Source organism: Bowdeniella nasicola, from assembly GCF_001907295.1.
GTDB classification, from domain to species: Bacteria; Actinomycetota; Actinomycetes; order Actinomycetales; family Actinomycetaceae; genus Bowdeniella; species Bowdeniella nasicola.
Map to the genome: position 1 here is coordinate 20,851 of NZ_MQVR01000014.1, position 18,321 is coordinate 39,171.

The following is an 18,321-nucleotide window of genomic DNA, read 5'->3' on the forward strand; positions in this document are numbered from 1 at the left end:
CACGACTCCGATGATCGGGATGAGGATGCTTACCAAATCTCTACCCTCTTTTCTGGCTCGAGCCACATGCCATCGCCTTCGGTGACGTCGAAGGCCTCGTAGAATGCCGCCATGTTGCGCGGCACGCCGTTGCAACGGAATTCCGCGGGGGAGTGCGGGTCGATCGTGAGCAGGCGGATGACTTCGGCGTCGCGGGCCTTTTCGCGCCAGATGTGGGCCCACGAGTAGAAGATCCGCTGCAGGCCGGTCAGGCCGTCGATGACGGGCGCGTCGGCGAGGGCCTTGCCCTGCTTTTCCAGGGCGATCTCGTAGGCCTTTAGCCCGATCGACAGGCCCCCGAGGTCGCCGATGTTCTCGCCGATCGTGAGCGCGCCGTTGACGTGATGCGGGGTCCCCTCGGGCAGCTGGGAGGGCACGAACGCGTTGTACTGCTCGATGAGCGAGGAGGTCCGCTTTTCGAACTCTTCGCGGTCGGTATCCGTCCACCAGTTCACGACCTGGCCGCGGCCATCGAACTGGGAGCCCTGGTCGTCGAAGCCGTGGCCGATCTCGTGGCCGATGACCGCGCCGATGCCGCCATAGTTGGTCGCGTCATCCGCGTCGGCGTCGAAGAACGGCGGCTGCAAGATCGCGGCCGGGAAGACGATCTCGTTCATCGTCGGCATGTAGTAGGCGTTGACGGTCTGCGGCGTCATGAGCCATTCGTCGCGGTCGATCGGGCCGCCGAGCTTGTTCAGTTCGCGGGCGAACTCGAAGCGGTTCGAGGCCCGCACTGCGGCGATGACGTCGCCCTCGGGGATCTCGAGGCTCGAGTAGTCGCGCCAGCGCACCGGGTAGCCGACCTTCGGGGTGAATGCTTCGAGCTTAGCGAGGGCCTTCGCCTTCGTCTCGTCGGTCATCCACTCAAGCGTCGTGATCGAGCGGCGGTAGGCCTCGATGAGGTTCGCGACGAGTTCGTCCATCGCCTCCTTGTGCGACGGCGGGAAGTGCGCCTCGACGTACAGCTTGCCGACGGATTCGCCGAGCGCGCCCTCGACGACACCGACGCCGCGCTTCCAGCGTTCGCGCAGCTCCTCCGCGCCGGTGAGCGTGGCGCCGTACATGTGGAAGTTTTCGTCGACGATCGCGCTCGTGAGGTAGGGGGCGGCGCCGTGCAGCAGGTGCCAGGTCGCCCAGAGCTTGAGGTCGGCGAGGTCGGTATCGGCCCAGAGCTTGCCGGCGTGCTCCATGAACTCCGGCACCTGGACGATCATGACCTCGAGCTGGGCATCGGTGATGCCAGCGGCTTGGCGCCAGCCCTCGAAGTCGAAAGCACCGAGGGATTCGGCGAGCTCCTCGCGCGTGACCGGGTTGTTCATGCGCTGGATATCGCGGGAGGCGACGCGGTCGCGGTGGCCCGCAGCGATCGCGGTCTCGACGGCCATAATCCGCTGCGCGGCTTCGGCCGGGTCCGCGGCGAGCTCGCCGAGCGTGACCATCTTTTCCAGGTGCTTGACGTAGGCGGCGCGGGTCTCGGCGTGGGCGTCCTCGCGGTAGTAGGACTCATCGGGCAGGGCGAGACCGGACTGGCCGAAGTACAGGGCGTAGCGGTCGGGGTTATTGAGATCCGACATCACGCCGATGCCGAACAGGCCGGGGCCACCGCCGGGCGTCAGGCGACCGAGGGCGGCGGCGAGCTCGTCTTTCGTCTGCGCCGAGTTCACGACGTCAAGGACATCGGCGAGCGGGGCAAGGCCCGCGGCCTCGATCGCGTCGGTGTCCATGAACGCGCGGTAGAGGCGACCGATCTTCATCGCGTCGGCATCCCCGCCGTCGTCGGCGGCGCACTGTTCGACGATCTCGCGGACGTGGATCTCGGACTGGTCGCGCAGATGATGGAAGGCGCCATCCCGGGCGCGATCGGCCGGAATCGTATGCTGTTCGAGCCAATCGCCATTGAGCGCTGCGAAGAGGTCATCTTGGATTCGTACCTGTGAAGTCATGAGGCAAGACTAGGGCACAATGGAGGCATGCGAATTCATGTGGCAACGGATCATGCGGGTTTTGAGCTGAAGAACGAGCTGGCGGAGCATCTGCGCTCCAGCGGCCACGAGGTCATCGATCACGGCGCACACGAATACGACGCGCTCGATGACTACCCGGCGTTTTGCATCGCCGCCGGCGAGGGAGTCGTCGCCGATGAGGGCTCGCTCGGCATCGTGATCGGCGGTTCCGGCAATGGCGAACAGATCGCCGCGAATAAGGTCAACGGCGTTCGCGCGGCCCTCGTGTGGAATCACGACACCGCCGTCCTCGCGCGCCAGCACAATAACGCCAACGTCATCTCGGTCGGCGCGCGCCAGCACACGACCGAGGAACTCATTGAGCTTATCGAGGCGTTCATTGCCGAGCCGTTTAGCGGCGATGAGCGCCACCAGCGCCGGATCGATCAGATCCAGGCCTACGACGATTCGCGTTCCTAACGACGAATCATCGCGATCGCGATGAGCGCCTGAGCAGGCAGCGCGACGAGCACGAGCCAGGGCAGCCACGCGAGGCCGAGCGTCCATACCGCGAGGGCGAGCGCGGGCACGACGAAGGCGATGAGCGGGCGGACAAACCCGTGGCTGCCGGAGTGGATGACGCCGGCGCGCACGAGCTCGCCCGCATCGCCGGGCGTCTCGATAATGCGCAGCCAGGCAAACGTCTGAATGCCCGACATGATCGCGGCGCCGATCAGCCACCCGGCAACGACCGCGAGCGCGACCTGCCACGCCGCCATGCCGGCGGTCGCGGTACCGCCGACGAACCGGCCATCGCTGGACCGGCCCGCCGCGTCGCGCGCGCCCAGGACGAGGACGATCGCGCCGGTAATGCCCGATGCGAGCCGCACCCGCATTGCGACCGATGTCTGCGAAAGCTCGCGGCCCCCGCGCGCCCAGGTCCCCACCATGGCGCCGAGACCCGTCGCCGCGGCCCACGTGCCAAGGCCCCAGCCGAACGGCACCGGCCAGGCTGAGATCGGCAGCAACAGGAGCGAGGCAATCACGACGACGCTCGCGATCGCCACCTGCACGACGGCGAGTTGCATCGCCCTCGCCTTCGCTCCGGCGATCGCCTTCGGGACGGCGGAGTGGTCGTGGGGGATGGAGGAATCGCAGTGTTCGCAGGACATGTCGCTATTGTCCCATGTCCCCACCCTGGCGGGGCCGGTGTGCTGCGGGATACCGTAGACGCAGACCCATGACTGACACGAATACCTTTGAACTGCCCGGCCACGCCCAGCGCGTCCTCGACATTGTCGATCAGATCCCGTCCGGCCGCGTGAGCACCTACGGGCTGATCGCCGAATGCCTGCACGCGCGCACCGGCTCGGGTTCGGCGCGCCTGGTCGGCCAAGTGATGAGCCGCTATGGCGGCGCGAGCCCGTGGTGGCGCGTCGTGCGCGCCGACGGCACCCTGCCGAGGCAGTTGCGGCCCGATGCGCTCGCCCATTACGACGACGAGTCGACCGCGCTCGTGTGGCGCAACCCGACGAAGGTCGACCTCGACCGCGCGATCTGGGATCCGCTGACCGATGCCTGAGGGCCACTCGATCCACCGACTGGCTGCCGCGTTCGACGAACTCTTCGCCGGACGCCAGCTTGCCGTCTGTTCCCCGCAGGGCAGATTCGCCGACGGCGCCGCGCTGTTGGACGGCCGGCGATACGACGGGTCGGAGGCCTGGGGCAAGCATCTTTTCCAGCATTTCGACGACCTCGTTTTGCACACGCATCTCGGCCTGTACGGGTCGTGGACATTCGACGGCGATGAAACGTTTGCCGCGCCGCGTTCGATCGGCGCGCCCCGCCGACGCATCGGTGAGGCCGAGACCCTCGCGACCGAGATCGCGCAGGCGGGCACCTGGCACGTGCCCGAACCGCGCGGCCAGGTCCGCGTCCGGCTCGCGGCCACCAACGGCATCGCCGACCTCACCGGGCCGAACCAGTGCCGCGTCGTTGCGGTCGACGAGATCGATACCGTTACCCGCCGCCTCGGGCCCGACCCGCTGCGCGCCGATGCCGACGGCGAAGCCTTCATTGCTCGCGCGCGCCAGTTGCGCCGCCCGATCGGCGAACTCATCATGGACCAGTCGGTCGTCGCGGGCCCGGGCAATATCTACCGCGCCGAAGCGCTCTTCCTCGCCGGGATCGACCCGCACCGCCCAGGCGAGCGCGTCTCGGTGGCGCGCCTATCCCACCTGTGGGAGCTACTCGTGACACACATGAAAAACGGTGTCGCGACGGGAAAGATCGTCACGACGCCACACGATTTCGAGGAGCGCTACTTCGTCTACCAGCGCGACGGGCTGCCGTGCCTGCGCTGCGGGGGCCGCATCGTTCTCGAGCCGATGGCGGGCCGTAAGCTCTACCGTTGCCCGCGCTGCCAGCGCTAGCGGACTTCTTCGTGCTCGGTGAAGCCGAGCGTGCGGTACAGCCGCGCCGCATCGGCGGCGTCGACGAGATCGACGCGCAACGCGAGCGACTGAGCTCCGCGGGCCTCTTGGGCCTCGGCGACCGCGGCGAGCAAGCTCGTGGCGATGCCGCGCCCGCGATACTTGGGGTGGACGAAGAGCTCGATCACGAACGGGCCATCGGGCACGTCATCGAACGGCGCGTCGAGCACGGTCATGATGACGCCGACGAGGCGGCCCTCGCAGTGCGCGCCGAGGAACCCGCCGGGCGCGGGCCGCCCGAATGCCCCGGAAAAACTCATCTCCATCTCGTCATAGGCCTCATCGAACGTGTCGACAGCGACGCCGGGCGCGTAGGAGCGAAGGTAGAGGCGAGCGAGATCGTCAAGATCGTCCACACTGAGGTCCCGCACATCGATCCCCTCGGTGCGGGTCGCGGACCCGAGTGTCTCCACTCGCGTCATCAGTGTGGCCTGGGACATATCCCTACTGTAGTCCCGCGCGCGCGATTAGATGAAGAGAGTCGGATCGACGATTTGGTGCGCCTCGCGCGATTCTTCGCTGCGTTCGCGGATCTTCGCGGGCACGCCGACGGCCGCGCTGCCCGCGGGCACGTCTTTGACAACGACGGCATTCGCGCCGATCTTTGCGCCGTCGCCGATCTCGATCGGGCCGAGCACCTTCGCGCCCGCGCCGACCATGACACCGTCCCCGACGGTGGGGTGGCGCTTGCCAGGGTTCATCGCGACGCCGCCGAGCGTGACGCCATGGAACAGGACGCAGTCATCGCCCACCTCGGCGGTCTCGCCGATGACGACACCCATTCCGTGGTCGATGAAGAAGCGGCGGCCGATACGTGCCCCGGGATGGATCTCGATTCCGGTCAGGCCGCGCATGAGCTGGCTGGCGAGGCGGGCCGAGAGCTTATGGCCCTTGCCCCACAGGTGGTGGCACACCCGGTGCCCCCACAGCGCGTGGACACCGGGATAGGCGAGCGCGACCTCGACGAGAGTGCGCGCGGCCGGGTCGGAGTTTTTCGCCGTTTGCAGGTCCTCTTTCAGCAGGGCCCGCAGGGGCAACCGGGTGTGCGTCATGGCTAATCCACCAGGCCTTCAAACAGCGGCGTCGACAGGTAGCGCTCGCCGAGATCCGGCAGGATCACGACGATGCGCTTGCCCGCGAATTCCTCGCGGTTTGCGAGCTCGCGGGCCGCGACGAGCGCCGCACCCGAGGAGATCCCGACGAGCAGGCCCTCCTTCGTGGCCGCCTCGCGGGCGGCGGCGAGCGCGTCATCGCCGGTGACGTCGATGATCTCGTCGTACAGCGCGGTATCGAGGACCTCGGGCACGAAGTTCGCGCCGATGCCCTGGATCTTGTGCGGGCCCGCGCTGCCTTCGGTCAGCAGCGGCGATTCGGCCGGCTCGACGCCGACGAGGTACAGATCGGGGTTGAGCTCCTTGAGGCGGCCGCCGGCGCCCGTGAGGGTGCCGCCGGTGCCGATGCCCGCGACGAACACGTCGACCTGACCGTCCGTATCAGCCCAGATCTCTTCGGCCGTGGTCTCCCGGTGCTTGGCCGGGTTCGCGGCGTTTTCGAACTGGCGGGCGAGGATGGCGCCGTCGCGTTCGGCGACGATCCGCTCGGCCGCCTCGAGTGCGCCGCGCATCCCGTCGGCCGCGGGGGTCAGGACGAGTTCGGCGCCATAGGCGCGCAGCAGGACGCGGCGCTCCTTGCTCATCGATTCAGGCATGGTGAGGACGACGCGGTAGCCGCGCGCGGCGCCGACCATCGCCAGCGCGATGCCGGTGTTGCCGCTCGTTGCTTCGACGATCGTGCCACCGGCGGGTAGCTTGCCGGAGGCCTCGGCGGCGTCGACGATCGCGACGCCGATGCGGTCCTTCACCGAGTTGGCGGGGTTGAAGTATTCGAGTTTTGCGACGACCGCGCCGCCCGCATCGATCATGCGGTTGATCCGCACGAGCGGGGTGTTTCCAGCCAGGTCAGTAACGTTTTCAGCAATAGCCATGTCGGACTCCAAAAGGGGGGATCGATTCTCGGGTGCCTACGCGAGGAACACTGGACACGTCAACCACGTGGGCGAGTGGCAACGCACGCAAAAGCCCAGCGTTCTATCGACAGCAACAACACGCGACGCAGCGCGCGCAGCAAGCACCCGAGTAGGAAGCGAGTAAACGCGGCAAGTAGGCCATAACGCTCCTCAGAAATACGTCGGGTGGATCAGTGCCACCAGTCTAGCCCGCGGCTTAGTTCTGTGGGGAAGCCTGTCCGCTAGGCGAGGAATCAAGGACCGATGCAATGGCGTCGGCAAGCGGTGCGGCCTCCTGCGTTGTCACGACGAAGCGGCGGTCACCGGCGAGGTGCAAGACGAGTGCGTCGCCCTTAAAAAGGACAACGCCGCGTTCGCCGTCGAGGTTCGCGCGATAGCCCCAGCCGCAGAATTCGCCAAAGGGGTCGACGCGGCGCACGCTGGCCGACGCGATCTCGCTCATCGAGTGGGTGAACGACAGGAACGGGATCGCCGTGGCGGTGCGGACCCGCTCGGGCGTGACTGTGACCGCCCAGGGCTGCATGATGAGCGGCAGCGCGAGCCCGGTGAGCGCGAGCAGTGCGCCCGCCCACCACAGGCTGGGGTCGGCGAGCACGAGGGCGACGATGCTGATCGCAAGCGCGATTCCCGAGACCCAACCGACGATAATCGCGGTTCGGCCCGGGCGTGCCGTACCAGAAGCGATCACGCGCGTGCCGTCGGTCCCGGCGGGCAGCGGTGTCTCGGGGCGCACCCGCAGGTCCGGGCGCGGCAGCAGCCGGAAGACGACGAACCCGAGCGCGATGCCGGCGAGCATGCCTCCGATCGGAATCGCCGCGTTCTCAACGTTCAGGGCGATCGGGATGGCGAGCGCGGCCGCGGCGGAAAGCGCGCCGACGGTAAATCCGATTGTGGCGCGCCAGTCACCGGCCGCGCGGTCGGGGGCCGTAGCGAAATAGACGGCCAGGGCCGTCACGAGGAGTCCCGGGGCGACGAGAATGAGTGCGAGCCACATTAGAGGGCCACCTCGCTGATGCGATCGGCGAGGCGCACCGGGGTGGCGTCGCCGTGGGTGAGAGAGGCGAGTAGCGACATGAGTTCGTCTCCATTGTCATAGCTCAGGGTGAAGCGAGCATCGGTGGGACGCTCCGGGTCGAAGCCGTAGGCGACGTTGAGCACGGAGACCCCCTGGTTCTCCAGCGCCGCGCGCAGCCGTCCGGCATCGCCTGCCCCGACGGTCAGCTCCCAGGTCGGAAGCGCGACGAGGTGCACCTTCGTGCCCGCATCGAGCGTCGCGATCGTGGTATTGGTATAGGCGCGCACGAGGCCGCCCGTGCCGAGCTTGATGCCGCCGAAATACCGCACGACGACGACCGCGACATCGATCAGCCCCGAGCCGCGCAGCGCGGCGAGCATCGGCATCCCAGCCGTGCCCGACGGCTCCCCGTCATCGGAAGACCGCTCGATCGGGTTCGGCCCGTCGGCGATTGAAAACGCCGTGCAGTGGTGGCGCGCATCAGGATATTGCGCCCGAATCTCGGCGAAAAACTCGCGCGCCGCCGCCTCGTTTTCGACCCGCCGCGTGTACCCCAAAAACTTTGAGCGCGAAATCTCGAGCTCGGCGTGCGCGGTCGTCGACCGCGCGAGAGTCATGGGGCACACGGCTCTATTATTGCAAAGGTCAGCTCACGGCTCCCAGCCACGGCTCGAGTTCATCGGAGGTCGCCTCCCAGGACCGCGGGTCGCGAGTGAGCTCTTCATCGGTCAGCAGGCTGTCGGCGAATGCCCGCTGCAGGCGCTCGCGCTCATCGCCATTGCCACAGATGACGAGCCGCGTCGAGACCTCCGCGGGGACGGGATGGGAGCCGACGACGCCGACGCTTACCTGCCCGCCGGCGCCTTCCCAGCTGCAGATCGTCCCCGGGCGCGTCGGCACCCAGAACCGGCCGCGGTGCACGAGCCGGCCCGCGCCGAGCAGCTCGATGTTGTCGAGCAGGCGGGCAGGATGGAACGGGCGCGTGGAGGCGAGGTCGAGTGTCCACGTGCCGTATTCGCTTGGACCGCCCCAGGGCTGCACGCCGCGCGGATCGACGCGCGCAAGTGCGGCCGCGGCACTGTGCTCGCCACCGAAGAGCAGCGGGTGAACATCGCCGTCGTGCAGGTCACCGGTCAGCAGCGTGTCATGCGCACGCAGGTGTTCGACGAGCTCGCCGCCGGGGCCATCCCCGCCGTGCGCGACGATGAGGTCGGCGACGGAGATCTGCGCGAGGATCGCCTCGCCAATGCTGCGCTCGGGGGCATCGCTTGCGATGCGGCGTTCCTCCAGGGTGATCGGCTCGAGCAGGTCCTCGACGGCCGCCGTGGTATCGACGACGGCCGACACGCTCGACAGGTGCGCGCTCAGCCCACCGTCCTGGCAGGCCTCGTTCACGACGCGCGACAGCGGCAGCGGATCGATCGCCAGAGGCGGGAAGTAGGCCAGCGCATGCGGCCACATCATCGAAATGATCTCCTCGAGCGCGTTCACGGCATCGCCCGCGATCCCACAGGAGAAGCAGCCGTCATCGAGCACGTGCCACCTGTCGGAGATGACACCGTTCGCGTCGATGACGACGCGGCGCACCGCCGTCGCATCCTCGGAGAGTGTATGCACGAGGGCGACCGTGCCGGGTTCGGAGACGACGAGGTCAAACGCCGCGCATTCGCGCAAGACGGGGTCAGTCGTGGCAAGCAGTGCCAGGGGAGTGGAGCGCATGGGTGTGAGCCTACACTTGACGATAACGATTCTCAACATCTAATCTGATGGGCATGTCTGCACACTGCCAAGTCACGGGGAAGTCGCCCGCCTTTGGGAAGCGCGTCTCGCACTCCCACCGCCGGACCTCCCGACGGTTTAACCCCAATATTCAAAAAAAGACCTATTACGTCCCATCGCTCGGGCGCCGCGTCACCCTGCGGGTCTCGACGAACGGCATCAAGGTAATCGATAAGCGCGGGATCGACGCGGTCGTTGCCGAGATGCTCGCGCGCGGCGAGAAACTGTAACGAAAGGCAACCCTTCATGGCGAAGAAATCGGCCGACTTGCGGCCGAAGATCAAGCTCAAGTCCACCGCGGGCACCGGCTATACCTACATCACCCGCAAGTCGCGGCGGAACACCCCCGACCGCCTGGTGATCAAGAAGTATGACCCGGTCATCCGCCGCCACGTCGACTTCCGAGAGGAGCGCTAGTGGCCAAGAAATCCAAGATCGCGAAGAACGAGCAGCGCAAGGCGATCGTCGCGCGCTATGCGGATCGCCGCCGCGAGCTCAAGGCCGCATCGGTCAACCCGCACCTCAGCCAGAACGAGCGCGACGCCGCGATGGCCGCGCTACACAAGCTGCCGCGCGATGCCTCCCCGACGCGCGTGCGCAACCGCGATGCTGCCGACGGCCGTCCGCGCGCCTACCTGCGCGAGTTCGGCCTCTCACGCGTGAAGTTCCGTGAAATGGCGTTGCGCGGCGAGCTGCCCGGCATCACGAAATCGAGCTGGTAGGAGACCTATGAAACCGAATATCCACCCCAACTACGGGCCCGTCGTCTTCCGCGATAACTCCGCGGGGTTCGCGTTCCTCACGCGCTCGACGATGACGAGCGAGCAGTCGATTGAGTGGGAAGACGGCAACACCTACCCCGTCGTCGATGTCGATGTTTCGTCGGCCTCTCACCCGTTCTATACGGGCAAGCAGAAGGTCCTCGATACGGCCGGCCGAGTTGAGAAGTTCAACCGCCGTTACGGCAAAGGGGGAGCCAATTGAAGGTCCGCGCCTCGCTGAAGGCCCTGAAGCTCAAAGACGGCGCCATTGTCGTAAGACGCCGGGGTAAGACCTATGTCATCAACAAGAAACACCCCAACTTCAAAGCGCGGCAGGGCTAAGCGGCTTGATCCGGCCCCGATTCGCGCGCTAGACTACTCAGGTTGCCTAGGCGTCTGTGGCCGATCTCGCAGTGATAATCTTCCCCGGAAGTAGAATGCGAGCCGCCATTCGTGGCAAGCTAAGCAACGGCTTAAAAATCATGAAACGGAAAGGAGCGGCAGGGCATGGCAGTCCAGAAGCGCAAGATGTCCCGCAGCAACACCCGCTCTCGCCGGTCCCAGTGGAAGGCGCAGCTCACCGAGCTCGTCACCATCCGCGTCCAGGGCCGTGAGATGAAGGTGCCGCGTCGCCTCGCGAAGGCGTACAAGCAGGGCATTCTCATCGACGAATAGACCTCGCATTCAAAACGGCGGGCCGATCCACTAAGGGAACGGCCCGCCGCTTTGCTATGCACCGCGGCTAGCCGTCGTAGTTATTCCACGCTTCGCAACTCGCTGGCACTGCCACCATCGATTGCGGATCGTTGGGAAACGTCACGGTGGCGTTCGGGCTGACGTCCTCCGTCGTGACCTTATAGAAGCCCGCGACGTTGTTCTCCGCGTCCTTGCACAAGACCACCGACGTGATGGCCGACGCCTTCGCCTTCGGCAGCGGCGGGACGGACGCATCGAGGGAGGCGTCCTTATTCAGCTTGACGACCGCTGCAGCGGCCTTAACGGAGACCGCCCTGCGACCCAGTGACGGGAGATGCGCATGGGCGAGAACCTCCTGGCCAGGCCAGTGCATGAAGTAGTCCGCATCCGCGGTTTGCACCTCTTCGTTGTCCATCAGCACCGCCCACTTGGCTCCGCCCAAGGTCAGCGCGAGGCGCTTCGTATCATTTCCGGACACGATGGCGTAGACGTGGATCCCCTCGTCATCCTGGTAAAACCACGATTCGACGACCTTGACTTCGGGCGGATCCTCATCCGCGAGTGGTACCGGGTTTTGGAGCGCTCGGGGATCGGACGAGCCGTTCCCGCCACATGCTGTCAGGGACAGTGTCAGTGCCGCGCCTAGAGCGAATACCGTTCGTCGGAGCTGCATCGTCGCCCTCCTTGCGTTAGGGGAAATTGGGATCGGAGAAGAGGCCGTAATTCACGTAGCCATCGCATTTTTTGGGCCTTGCCATTAGAAAACGTGACGACGGTGGCCTCTGCGGTCCCGTTTGGCTCGATATCGAAAGAACCGTTCTCGCTGCCGACGACGGCGCCCGCTGAATCCCGGCAGATCGCGGTGATATCCATCCCCTTTAGAGCAATGTCTCTCGGGTTTTTCACCTGGAAGCTCGCCAGGTCGCGATCGCCTCCCGTCCCGAACTTCGTGGTTTGGACGGTCTCGAAGGCGGGGCGCTCCCATTTGTTAAGCCCAGTGAACTCGAGAGGTGCCAGGACCTCATAGTGTGCTTTCACCGTCGCCGTGGGCTCCGGGTTCTCCGCGCGGGTACTGATCGAGAACGCCAGGGTTTGCCCCGCGGCATGGATGCGCTGCTTCTTATTCCGGGTTTCTAGCTCCTTGCCGTCGGCGTCCTGGAACGTGACCGTGATCTGCATTTCCCGTCCGATGACGTCCTTGGCATCGGCCATCTTCACGACGAAATAGGCGTGGGGCCGGAACTATCCTAGAAATAGGCCGCTGTCCACGACCTCCCACGGCTGCTCGCCCGTCGCGAGGGGATCGTCTGCCCCCTGGAGAAACTCGAGCATTCGCTCCTCTTCCTCGGTGATCATGCCGCGTTCCTTCTTATCTCGAAGATCTTTAAGCAGCAGATCCTTGCCGCTTTCGAAGGTCGGGGTCTTACTGGGGTCCGGCGCGGTCGTGGAAGGCGTAGGTGAGGTCGAGGTTGGCGTAGCGGCGGGCTTATCACCACCGCACGCGGAAAGGCGCAGGGCGAGTACTGCAGTCGCGGCAATTGCCAGCTGTCGTCGTTTCATGAGGGCTCCCTACTGTTGAGCGGCGGCGATATGGGATCCGTTATGGCGTCGGAATGTCCGGGACGTAGTTATGAATGATGGTCCCCTCACACACTGACAACTCGTTGGGATCGGGGACGGGCGCTTCCTCGGTGAACGCCCCGCCAGGTTCCAATGCTTGGCTGAAAGCCGCTGCTGCGGAGACAACGAAAGTGCCTTCGGCGTTCTTGCAGGCGTAAGAGAGCAGCTGCATTGAGCTAGGCCGTTCCGGGTCGGGATTCGACACGTCAAAGTCCACAAATTGGGAGGTAGAGTTGTCCGGCTTGAATGTGGTCGTCGAGATGCGTTCGAAGCGTTGGATGTTTTTATCGACCGGATTGGTCACCGGCGACGGTTTCACCGCGATGGTCACTTTAATGTCGTCGACATCATAGGGACGGTAGGGCAACACGAGAATATTGACTACTGTGACCTGGTCTCCCGGCTCCCCAAGGATCGGGGTTTCCGTTCGTGAGTCTTTGAGTTCGCCGCTCGAGTAGTACTCGACGGTGACGTCCATGGGGGAAAGCGGTGTTTCTCGTCCTGCGGAGTATTGGCCTCGAATGCCATAAATACGGCCGCGTCGGTTTGGTGGAAGCGGAGGTTTTCTACTGCGGGAGAGTCGAGCGTCTCGCTCGACTCCGACTCTGACCCCTTCGTCGGGGTGGAGGACGCACTGGAGTCTTCCGGCCCCTGCGACTGCTCGGCTGACGTTGCCGGAGCTGGGGCGGGGGTCTCGCTTCCGCCACTGCAGGCGGCAAGAGCGAGGGGCAAGCGAAGCCGTCACAGGGAGGGCGAGTCGACTGGAGCGGGACATGGGTGCTCTCGTTTCGTTGTCGCAGGTGGCGCGCCACATTCCAGGCATTGCCTTCAGAGTGTAAAGCGCGAGGCCGTTTGCCCCGTGGGTCTCATCATCGTTAAAGGCGAGAGCGGGCAGACAAAAGTCGGGGTGACAGGATTTGAACCTGCGACCCCCTGCTCCCAAAGCAGGTGCGCTACCAAGCTGCGCCACACCCCGTGACTCGATCACATACATTAGCAGTCCCGTGCCAGCAGGCGCGATCCCGTGCGCAGCGCCACATTGCCGCGAGACTGTGCGGTTCGACGAACGGTGCAGGGAGGCGGTAGAGTGTTCCCGCACCGCTCTTTGGCGGCGTGCGGATGTAGCTCAATGGTAGAGCCTCTGCCTTCCAAGCAGATGGTGCGGGTTCGATTCCCGTCATCCGCTCCATTTCCGATAGTCCCGTACCCCAACAATGGAGCCCCAAGGCTGTGAAGACCGAAGTCGAAAATCTTGAACCCACCCGCGTGAAGCTCACGGTGGAAGCGCCGTATGAGGAGATCGCGCCCGCGATTGACAAGGCGTATCGCGAGGTTGCCGCTCAGATCAATATCCCGGGCTTCCGTAAGGGCAAGGCTCCCAAGCAGATCATCGATCAGCGCGTGGGCCGTGGCGTCGTCCTCGAGCAGGCCGTCAACGAGGTGCTCCCGCAGCTCTACCGTGACGCCGTCATCGAGCAGGAAATCCAGGTCCTGTCGCAGCCGACGATCGACGTCACCGAAATCCCGAATGCCACCGGTGAACTGGGTGGCAAGCTCGCCTTCACCGCCGAGGTTGACGTGCGTCCCGAGATCGAGTTCCCGAACCTGTCCGGCGTCGAGCTTGAGGTCGAAACCGCGACCGTGACCGATGAGGACGTCGAGGAGAAGCTGACCGAGCTGCGCCAGCGCTTCGGCTCGCTCGTCGGCGTCGACCGCGCCATTCAGGACGGCGACTTCGTCACCATCGACCTGAAGGCCGATATCGACGACGAAGAGATCGATTCCGTCTCCGGTGTCTCCTACGAGGTCGGCTCCGGCTCCATGCTCGAAGGCATGGACGAGGCCCTCATCGGCGCCAGCGCCGGCGAGGAAAAGACCTTCACTACCAAGCTTCTCGGCGGCGAGCACGCCGGCGAGGAAGCCACCTGCACCATCACCGCGACCGCGGTCAAGGAGCGCGACCTGCCCGAGGCCGACGATGAGTTCGCCGAGCTCGCCTCCGAATTCGACACGATCGACGAACTGCGCGAAGACCTGCGCGTCCAGGCCGAAAAGGATGCCGCCTCCCAGCAGGCGCTCGCGGCCGGCGACAAGCTCCTCGACCACCTGCGCGAGACCGTCGAGTTCCCGCTGCCCGCCGGCGTCATTGACGCCGAGGTCGCCGAACACCTCGCCCAGGAGGGCAAGGACGCCGACGACGAGCACGGCAAGGAAATCCGCGGCGACATCGAGTCCGAGCTGCGCGATCAGCTGCTGCTGGACGCCCTCGCTGACAAGCATGAGGTCGGCGTCGAGCAGAACGAGCTCATCGAGTTTATGATGATGACCGCCCAGCAGTACGGCATCGACCCGAACCAGTTCTTCTCCGGTGCCGCCGAGGCCGGCCAGATCCCCGCCTTCATGGCCGAGATCCGCCGCAACAAGTCCCTCATCGCTGCGCTGAAGGACGTCACCGTCAAGGACGAAGACGGCACGACCCTCGACCTGTCCGCCTTCCTTGGCGAGGACACAGCAGAAGAGCAGGACGACGCCGACGAAAGCACCGAGGACGAGACCAAGTAGCGTCCCACGCTAAAAGGCGGGCCCACCGCATTGGGCCCGCCCTTTAGCATATCTAGGCCAACCTGCGCCCACAGCGAAACCCCGAGATACGACTCGGGACGCGGCCTCACTTCGCGATAGTCTCCAATCATCACGCAAGCCCTACCCGCCGAGGAGGAAAGTTGAGTAAAAGTGACATCGCCAATGCGGCGTTGAATGATCACATTTATAACCGGCTGCTAAAAGAGAGAATCATCTGGCTGGGCAGCGAGGTGCGCGACGATAACGCCAACGCGATCTGCGCCCAGATGCTCCTGCTCGCGGCCGAAGATCCCGAGGCGGACATCTACCTCTACATCAACTCCCCGGGCGGATCGATCACGGCGGGCATGGCCATCTACGACACCATGACCTACATCCAGCCCGACGTCGCCACCGTTGCGACGGGCCTGGCCGCTTCCATGGGCCAGTTCCTGCTGTCCTCTGGCACCCCGGGCAAGCGTTACGCCACCCCGCACGCGCGCATCCTCATGCACCAGCCGTCCGGCGGCGTCGGCGGTACCGCCTCCGATATCCGCATCAACGCGCAGCTGATCTTGCACATGAAGCGCACGCTCGCCCAGATCACGGCCGAGCAGACCGGCAAGAGCGTCGAGCAGATCCTGGAAGACTCGGACCGCGACAAGTGGTTCACGGCCCACGAGGCGCTCGAATACGGCTTCATTGATCAGGTTGTCGCGCACTCGGCCTCGGTCACCGGCTCCGGCGGAATGACGGGTAAGTAAGGAGCATATTCATGGATTTTTCGTACCACGCTAAGCGCACCGCCGGCCCGGCCGGTATCGCCCCCGTTTACGCCGAGAACCGTTACGTGCTGCCGCAGTTCGAGGAGCGCACTGCTTACGGTTACCGCCGCCAGGACCCCTACGGCAAGCTGTTCGAAGACCGCATCATCTTCCTCGGTGTGCAGGTCGACGACGCGTCCGCCGATGACGTCATGGCCCAGCTCCTCGTCTTGGAATCCCAGGACCCGGATGGCCTCATCACGATGTACATCAACTCGCCCGGTGGCTCCTTCACCGCGATGACGGCGATCTACGACACGATGCAGTACATCCGCCCGCAGATCCAGACGGTCTGCCTCGGCCAGGCCGCTTCCGCGGCCGCCGTGCTGCTCGCGGCAGGTTCGCCCGGCAAGCGCCTCGCGCTGCCGAACGCGCGCGTCCTCATCCACCAGCCCGCGATGGAAGGCGCGCACGGCCAGGCCTCGGATATCGAGATCATCGCCGACGAGGTCGAACGCATGCGCTCCTGGCTGGAAGAAACGCTCGCGAAGCATTCCAGCCGCAGCGCCGAGGACATCCGCCGCGACATCGAGCGCGACAAGATCCTCACCGCACAGCAGGCCCTCGCCTACGGGCTTGTCGACCAGGTCCTCGAGTCCCGCAAGGCGCCGGAACTGCCCGCTTCTTAACCCCACATGGCACCTCGGCGCGCCGAGTCCGCACCAGCGGATAGGGTGTGGAATATTGGACGAGACGAGAATCGCGGAAAGGGCGTGATCTACGTGGCCGACGGAGCAGACCTGCTGAAGTGCTCGTTTTGCGCAAAGAGCCAGAAACAGGTGCGCAAGCTCATCGGTGGGCCCGGCGTATACATCTGCGATGAGTGCGTCGAACTGTGCGTCGAAATCATCGAAGAAGAACTCGTCGCCGAGACCCCGAAATCGGGCAAAGAAAAGCTCCCCACGCCCCGCGAAATCTTCGACTTCCTCGCCGAATACGTCATCGGCCAGGACGAGGCAAAGCGTTCCCTCGCGGTTGCCGTCTACAACCACTACAAGCGGATGCGCACCCCGCAAACCGAGGACGACGGCGTCGAGATCGCCAAGTCCAACATCCTGCTCATCGGCCCGACGGGCACTGGCAAAACCTACCTCGCCCAGACGCTCGCGCGCATGCTCGACGTGCCGTTTGCGATCGCCGATGCGACCGCCCTAACGGAAGCCGGATACGTCGGCGAAGACGTCGAGAACATCCTGCTCAAGCTCATCCAGGCCGCCGACGATGACATCGCGCGCGCCGAACGCGGCATCATCTACATCGACGAGATCGACAAGATCGCGCGCAAGGCCGAGAACTCCTCGATCACCCGCGATGTCTCCGGTGAAGGCGTCCAGCAGGCGCTGCTGAAGATCATCGAGGGCACCGAGGCCGCAGTCCCGCCGCAGGGCGGCCGCAAGCACCCGCATCAGCAGTTCTTGCACATCGACACGTCCAATATCCTGTTTATCGTCGCCGGCGCCTTCGCGGGCCTCGATGACCTCATCCGCCAGCGCGTCGGCAAGCGTGGCATCGGCTTCGGCGCCCAACTGCAGGACACGAACCGCACCCTCGATGTCTTCCGCGAAGCACGCCCCGAGGACTTCCACAAATACGGCATGATCCCCGAGTTCATCGGCCGCTTGCCCGTCATCACGGCGGTGGAGGAGCTCGACGAGGACTCCCTCGTGCGCATCCTCACCGAGCCGAAGAACGCGATGCTCAAGCAGTACAAGAAGATCCTCGAACTCGACGGCGTTGAACTCGAATACACCGACGAAGCCATCCACGCCGTCGCCACCAAGGCCATCGCCCAGGGCACCGGAGCCCGCGGCCTGCGTGCCATCATGGAAGAGACCCTGCGCGACGTCATGTTCGACATCCCCAGCCGCGATGACGTCATCAAGGTCGTTGTGACGAAGGAAGCCGTGACCGAAGGCGCGCCCGTCACCCTCGTGACGAGCGCCAAGGGCCGCACCAAGTCCGCCTAGCGGCCTTGGCCTCGCGCCGTGTCGCCGCCCGGGGTATCCTCGGGCCATGACCACGAGCGCACCGTCCCCGCACGCGAGCCCCGAGCCCGACGATGTTCCCGCCGAGTTGCTCGCCTACCGCAAGACGATCGATAATATCGACGCGGCGCTCATCCACATGCTCGCCGAACGCTTCCGCTGCACCCAAAAAGTGGGGGAGCTGAAGGCCCGCACGAAGCTCCCACCGGCCGATCCCGAACGCGAAGCGCGGCAGATCGCGCGCCTGCGCCAGCTCGCCGACGAGTCCGGCCTCGACCCAGATTTTTCGGAAAAGTTTTTGACCTTCGTCGTGCGTGAAGTGATCCGCCACCACACGGCAATCGCCCGCGAGCACGACTAGCGAAAGACACCCTTAGTTAGGCCGTGACGTACCAGAGTGGCTGCGATGTGGGAGGCTCGTCTTCACTCTTAGAACGGCGTCATTCTAACTGTGGCGGTCTGGTGACTTACGCCTCTGATAATCGGGCTCTTCCGGTTCTAGAGTGCGTTGACCCGGGCTGATAGCTGCCCGGAGTGGAGCAAGCAGCGCAGCACGTAGTGGCCGAAGTTCCTAAACCC

26 protein-coding genes and 2 tRNA genes are annotated in these 18,321 nt (G+C 65.2%); 15 read left to right on the forward strand and 13 right to left on the reverse strand.

Annotated elements, in window-relative coordinates; genetic code table 11:
- Window positions 1-29 precede the first annotated feature (29 nt).
- A complete protein-coding gene (locus tag BSZ39_RS03765; protein WP_073716051.1) occupies window positions 30-1,982 on the reverse strand; it encodes a M13 family metallopeptidase in 1,953 nt (650 codons plus the stop codon).
- A 27-nt stretch (window positions 1,983-2,009) separates the two neighbouring features.
- Here BSZ39_RS03765 and BSZ39_RS03770 point away from each other — a divergent pair, with 27 nt between their 5' ends.
- A complete protein-coding gene (locus BSZ39_RS03770) occupies window positions 2,010-2,462 on the forward strand; it encodes a ribose-5-phosphate isomerase (protein ID WP_073716052.1) in 453 nt (150 codons plus the stop codon).
- Here the strand turns inward: BSZ39_RS03770 and BSZ39_RS03775 are convergent.
- A complete protein-coding gene (locus BSZ39_RS03775) occupies window positions 2,459-3,154 on the reverse strand; it encodes a hypothetical protein (protein ID WP_073716053.1) in 696 nt (231 codons plus the stop codon). The two genes, BSZ39_RS03770 and BSZ39_RS03775, sit on opposite strands and share 4 nt — an antisense overlap.
- 68 nt (window positions 3,155-3,222) lie before the next feature.
- Here BSZ39_RS03775 and BSZ39_RS03780 point away from each other — a divergent pair, with 68 nt between their 5' ends.
- A complete protein-coding gene (locus tag BSZ39_RS03780) occupies window positions 3,223-3,564 on the forward strand; it encodes an MGMT family protein (RefSeq protein ID WP_073716054.1) in 342 nt (113 codons plus the stop codon).
- Window positions 3,557-4,414, forward strand: a complete 858-nt coding sequence (locus tag BSZ39_RS03785; RefSeq protein ID WP_073716055.1) for an Fpg/Nei family DNA glycosylase — start codon at window positions 3,557-3,559, stop codon at window positions 4,412-4,414. Before BSZ39_RS03780 ends, BSZ39_RS03785 begins: the two co-directional genes overlap by 8 nt.
- Here BSZ39_RS03785 and BSZ39_RS03790 read toward each other — a convergent pair.
- The 6 genes from BSZ39_RS03790 to BSZ39_RS03815 all read right to left on the reverse strand — a co-directional run bounded on the left by BSZ39_RS03790 (window position 4,411) and on the right by BSZ39_RS03815 (window position 9,234).
- Window positions 4,411-4,914 carry a GNAT family N-acetyltransferase gene (locus BSZ39_RS03790; RefSeq protein WP_073716056.1) on the reverse strand — a complete coding sequence of 168 codons (504 nt, stop codon included), beginning with the start codon at window positions 4,912-4,914 and terminating at the stop codon, window positions 4,411-4,413. The two genes, BSZ39_RS03785 and BSZ39_RS03790, sit on opposite strands and share 4 nt — an antisense overlap.
- 27 nt (window positions 4,915-4,941) lie before the next feature.
- Window positions 4,942-5,526, reverse strand: coding sequence for a serine O-acetyltransferase EpsC (epsC, locus tag BSZ39_RS03795; RefSeq protein WP_073716057.1), 585 nt, complete (start codon window positions 5,524-5,526; stop codon window positions 4,942-4,944).
- 2 nt (window positions 5,527-5,528) lie between these two features.
- Window positions 5,529-6,458 (reverse strand): cysteine synthase A, encoded by a 930-nt coding sequence (gene cysK, locus BSZ39_RS03800; RefSeq protein ID WP_073716058.1) that lies wholly within the window; start codon window positions 6,456-6,458, stop codon window positions 5,529-5,531.
- Between the two features lie 238 nt (window positions 6,459-6,696).
- Window positions 6,697-7,494, reverse strand: coding sequence for a hypothetical protein (locus tag BSZ39_RS03805; RefSeq protein ID WP_073716059.1), 798 nt, complete (start codon window positions 7,492-7,494; stop codon window positions 6,697-6,699).
- Window positions 7,494-8,132 carry an IMPACT family protein gene (locus BSZ39_RS03810; RefSeq protein WP_073716060.1) on the reverse strand — a complete coding sequence of 213 codons (639 nt, stop codon included), beginning with the start codon at window positions 8,130-8,132 and terminating at the stop codon, window positions 7,494-7,496. Before BSZ39_RS03810 ends, BSZ39_RS03805 begins: the two co-directional genes overlap by 1 nt.
- A gap of 28 nt (window positions 8,133-8,160) precedes the next feature.
- Window positions 8,161-9,234 carry a GTP-binding protein gene (locus tag BSZ39_RS03815; RefSeq protein ID WP_073716061.1) on the reverse strand — a complete coding sequence of 358 codons (1,074 nt, stop codon included), beginning with the start codon at window positions 9,232-9,234 and terminating at the stop codon, window positions 8,161-8,163.
- A gap of 53 nt (window positions 9,235-9,287) precedes the next feature.
- Here BSZ39_RS03815 and rpmB point away from each other — a divergent pair, with 53 nt between their 5' ends.
- From rpmB to rpmF, 6 genes are all read left to right on the forward strand, one after another.
- On the forward strand, window positions 9,288-9,524 hold the full coding sequence (gene rpmB, locus BSZ39_RS03820) for a 50S ribosomal protein L28 (RefSeq protein ID WP_073716076.1): 237 nt from the start codon (window positions 9,288-9,290) through the stop codon (window positions 9,522-9,524).
- A gap of 16 nt (window positions 9,525-9,540) precedes the next feature.
- Complete coding sequence (rpmG, locus tag BSZ39_RS03825) at window positions 9,541-9,711, forward strand: 50S ribosomal protein L33 (RefSeq protein WP_073716062.1); 171 nt, start codon at window positions 9,541-9,543, stop codon at window positions 9,709-9,711.
- Entirely contained in the window at window positions 9,711-10,016 is a 306-nt protein-coding gene (rpsN, locus tag BSZ39_RS03830) for a 30S ribosomal protein S14 (RefSeq protein ID WP_073716063.1), read from the forward strand. The genes rpmG and rpsN overlap by 1 nt, the downstream gene beginning before the upstream one ends.
- Window positions 10,017-10,023: 7 nt before the next feature.
- Window positions 10,024-10,278: a type B 50S ribosomal protein L31 gene (locus BSZ39_RS03835; protein WP_073716064.1), complete on the forward strand. Its 255-nt coding sequence runs from the start codon at window positions 10,024-10,026 to the stop codon at window positions 10,276-10,278.
- Entirely contained in the window at window positions 10,275-10,397 is a 123-nt protein-coding gene (ykgO, locus tag BSZ39_RS03840) for a type B 50S ribosomal protein L36 (protein WP_073716065.1), read from the forward strand. Before BSZ39_RS03835 ends, ykgO begins: the two co-directional genes overlap by 4 nt.
- A gap of 165 nt (window positions 10,398-10,562) precedes the next feature.
- On the forward strand, window positions 10,563-10,730 hold the full coding sequence (rpmF, locus tag BSZ39_RS03845; protein WP_073716066.1) for a 50S ribosomal protein L32: 168 nt from the start codon (window positions 10,563-10,565) through the stop codon (window positions 10,728-10,730).
- Between the two features lie 67 nt (window positions 10,731-10,797).
- Here rpmF and BSZ39_RS03850 read toward each other — a convergent pair whose 3' ends face one another.
- From BSZ39_RS03850 to BSZ39_RS03865, 5 genes are all read right to left on the reverse strand, one after another.
- The gene (locus BSZ39_RS03850) at window positions 10,798-11,424 is read right to left on the reverse strand and encodes a hypothetical protein (RefSeq protein WP_073716067.1); all 627 of its coding nucleotides are present in this window, start codon (window positions 11,422-11,424) and stop codon (window positions 10,798-10,800) included.
- On the reverse strand, window positions 11,394-11,963 hold the full coding sequence (locus BSZ39_RS03855; RefSeq protein WP_143180355.1) for a hypothetical protein: 570 nt from the start codon (window positions 11,961-11,963) through the stop codon (window positions 11,394-11,396). The genes BSZ39_RS03850 and BSZ39_RS03855 overlap by 31 nt, the downstream gene beginning before the upstream one ends.
- Before the next feature lie 30 nt (window positions 11,964-11,993).
- A complete protein-coding gene (locus tag BSZ39_RS13405; RefSeq protein ID WP_143180356.1) occupies window positions 11,994-12,311 on the reverse strand; it encodes a hypothetical protein in 318 nt (105 codons plus the stop codon).
- Window positions 12,312-12,351: 40 nt separating this feature from the next.
- The gene (locus tag BSZ39_RS03860) at window positions 12,352-12,849 is read right to left on the reverse strand and encodes a hypothetical protein (RefSeq protein WP_073716069.1); all 498 of its coding nucleotides are present in this window, start codon (window positions 12,847-12,849) and stop codon (window positions 12,352-12,354) included.
- A gap of 424 nt (window positions 12,850-13,273) precedes the next feature.
- Window positions 13,274-13,347: transfer RNA gene (locus BSZ39_RS03865), tRNA-Pro, on the reverse strand.
- 139 nt (window positions 13,348-13,486) lie between these two features.
- Between BSZ39_RS03865 and BSZ39_RS03870 the strand changes: the two genes are divergently transcribed.
- From BSZ39_RS03870 to BSZ39_RS03895, 6 genes are all read left to right on the forward strand, one after another.
- Window positions 13,487-13,560 (forward strand) — tRNA-Gly (locus tag BSZ39_RS03870).
- Between the two features lie 41 nt (window positions 13,561-13,601).
- The gene (gene tig / locus BSZ39_RS03875) at window positions 13,602-14,933 is read left to right on the forward strand and encodes a trigger factor (RefSeq protein WP_073716070.1); all 1,332 of its coding nucleotides are present in this window, start codon (window positions 13,602-13,604) and stop codon (window positions 14,931-14,933) included.
- A 161-nt stretch (window positions 14,934-15,094) separates the two neighbouring features.
- A complete protein-coding gene (locus BSZ39_RS03880) occupies window positions 15,095-15,697 on the forward strand; it encodes an ATP-dependent Clp protease proteolytic subunit (RefSeq protein ID WP_073716071.1) in 603 nt (200 codons plus the stop codon).
- 11 nt (window positions 15,698-15,708) lie between these two features.
- Complete coding sequence (locus tag BSZ39_RS03885; RefSeq protein WP_083602920.1) at window positions 15,709-16,386, forward strand: ATP-dependent Clp protease proteolytic subunit; 678 nt, start codon at window positions 15,709-15,711, stop codon at window positions 16,384-16,386.
- An 84-nt stretch (window positions 16,387-16,470) separates the two neighbouring features.
- Entirely contained in the window at window positions 16,471-17,724 is a 1,254-nt protein-coding gene (gene clpX / locus BSZ39_RS03890; protein WP_073716072.1) for an ATP-dependent Clp protease ATP-binding subunit ClpX, read from the forward strand.
- Window positions 17,725-17,770: 46 nt separating this feature from the next.
- A complete protein-coding gene (locus BSZ39_RS03895) occupies window positions 17,771-18,103 on the forward strand; it encodes a chorismate mutase (RefSeq protein ID WP_073716073.1) in 333 nt (110 codons plus the stop codon).
- The last annotated feature ends 218 nt before the right edge of the window (window positions 18,104-18,321 follow it).

What these genes read in the sequence shown, in the direction of transcription:
- BSZ39_RS03765 (WP_073716051.1), bottom strand. Translation starts at nt 1,982, where the DNA reads ATGACTTCACAGGTACGAATCCAAGATGACCTCTTCGCAGCGCTCAAT.
- BSZ39_RS03770 (WP_073716052.1), top strand. Translation starts at nt 2,010, where the DNA reads ATGCGAATTCATGTGGCAACGGATCATGCGGGTTTTGAGCTGAAGAAC.
- BSZ39_RS03775 (WP_073716053.1), bottom strand. Translation starts at nt 3,154, where the DNA reads ATGTCCTGCGAACACTGCGATTCCTCCATCCCCCACGACCACTCCGCC.
- BSZ39_RS03780 (WP_073716054.1), top strand. Translation starts at nt 3,223, where the DNA reads ATGACTGACACGAATACCTTTGAACTGCCCGGCCACGCCCAGCGCGTC.
- BSZ39_RS03785 (WP_073716055.1), top strand. Translation starts at nt 3,557, where the DNA reads ATGCCTGAGGGCCACTCGATCCACCGACTGGCTGCCGCGTTCGACGAA.
- BSZ39_RS03790 (WP_073716056.1), bottom strand. Translation starts at nt 4,914, where the DNA reads ATGTCCCAGGCCACACTGATGACGCGAGTGGAGACACTCGGGTCCGCG.
- epsC (WP_073716057.1), bottom strand. Translation starts at nt 5,526, where the DNA reads ATGACGCACACCCGGTTGCCCCTGCGGGCCCTGCTGAAAGAGGACCTG.
- cysK (WP_073716058.1), bottom strand. Translation starts at nt 6,458, where the DNA reads ATGGCTATTGCTGAAAACGTTACTGACCTGGCTGGAAACACCCCGCTC.
- BSZ39_RS03805 (WP_073716059.1), bottom strand. Translation starts at nt 7,494, where the DNA reads ATGTGGCTCGCACTCATTCTCGTCGCCCCGGGACTCCTCGTGACGGCC.
- BSZ39_RS03810 (WP_073716060.1), bottom strand. Translation starts at nt 8,132, where the DNA reads ATGACTCTCGCGCGGTCGACGACCGCGCACGCCGAGCTCGAGATTTCG.
- BSZ39_RS03815 (WP_073716061.1), bottom strand. Translation starts at nt 9,234, where the DNA reads ATGCGCTCCACTCCCCTGGCACTGCTTGCCACGACTGACCCCGTCTTG.
- rpmB (WP_073716076.1), top strand. Translation starts at nt 9,288, where the DNA reads ATGTCTGCACACTGCCAAGTCACGGGGAAGTCGCCCGCCTTTGGGAAG.
- rpmG (WP_073716062.1), top strand. Translation starts at nt 9,541, where the DNA reads ATGGCGAAGAAATCGGCCGACTTGCGGCCGAAGATCAAGCTCAAGTCC.
- BSZ39_RS03835 (WP_073716064.1), top strand. Translation starts at nt 10,024, where the DNA reads ATGAAACCGAATATCCACCCCAACTACGGGCCCGTCGTCTTCCGCGAT.
- rpmF (WP_073716066.1), top strand. Translation starts at nt 10,563, where the DNA reads ATGGCAGTCCAGAAGCGCAAGATGTCCCGCAGCAACACCCGCTCTCGC.
- BSZ39_RS03850 (WP_073716067.1), bottom strand. Translation starts at nt 11,424, where the DNA reads ATGCAGCTCCGACGAACGGTATTCGCTCTAGGCGCGGCACTGACACTG.
- BSZ39_RS03855 (WP_143180355.1), bottom strand. Translation starts at nt 11,963, where the DNA reads ATGGCCGATGCCAAGGACGTCATCGGACGGGAAATGCAGATCACGGTC.
- BSZ39_RS13405 (WP_143180356.1), bottom strand. Translation starts at nt 12,311, where the DNA reads ATGAAACGACGACAGCTGGCAATTGCCGCGACTGCAGTACTCGCCCTG.
- BSZ39_RS03860 (WP_073716069.1), bottom strand. Translation starts at nt 12,849, where the DNA reads ATGGACGTCACCGTCGAGTACTACTCGAGCGGCGAACTCAAAGACTCA.
- BSZ39_RS03885 (WP_083602920.1), top strand. Translation starts at nt 15,709, where the DNA reads ATGGATTTTTCGTACCACGCTAAGCGCACCGCCGGCCCGGCCGGTATC.
- BSZ39_RS03895 (WP_073716073.1), top strand. Translation starts at nt 17,771, where the DNA reads ATGACCACGAGCGCACCGTCCCCGCACGCGAGCCCCGAGCCCGACGAT.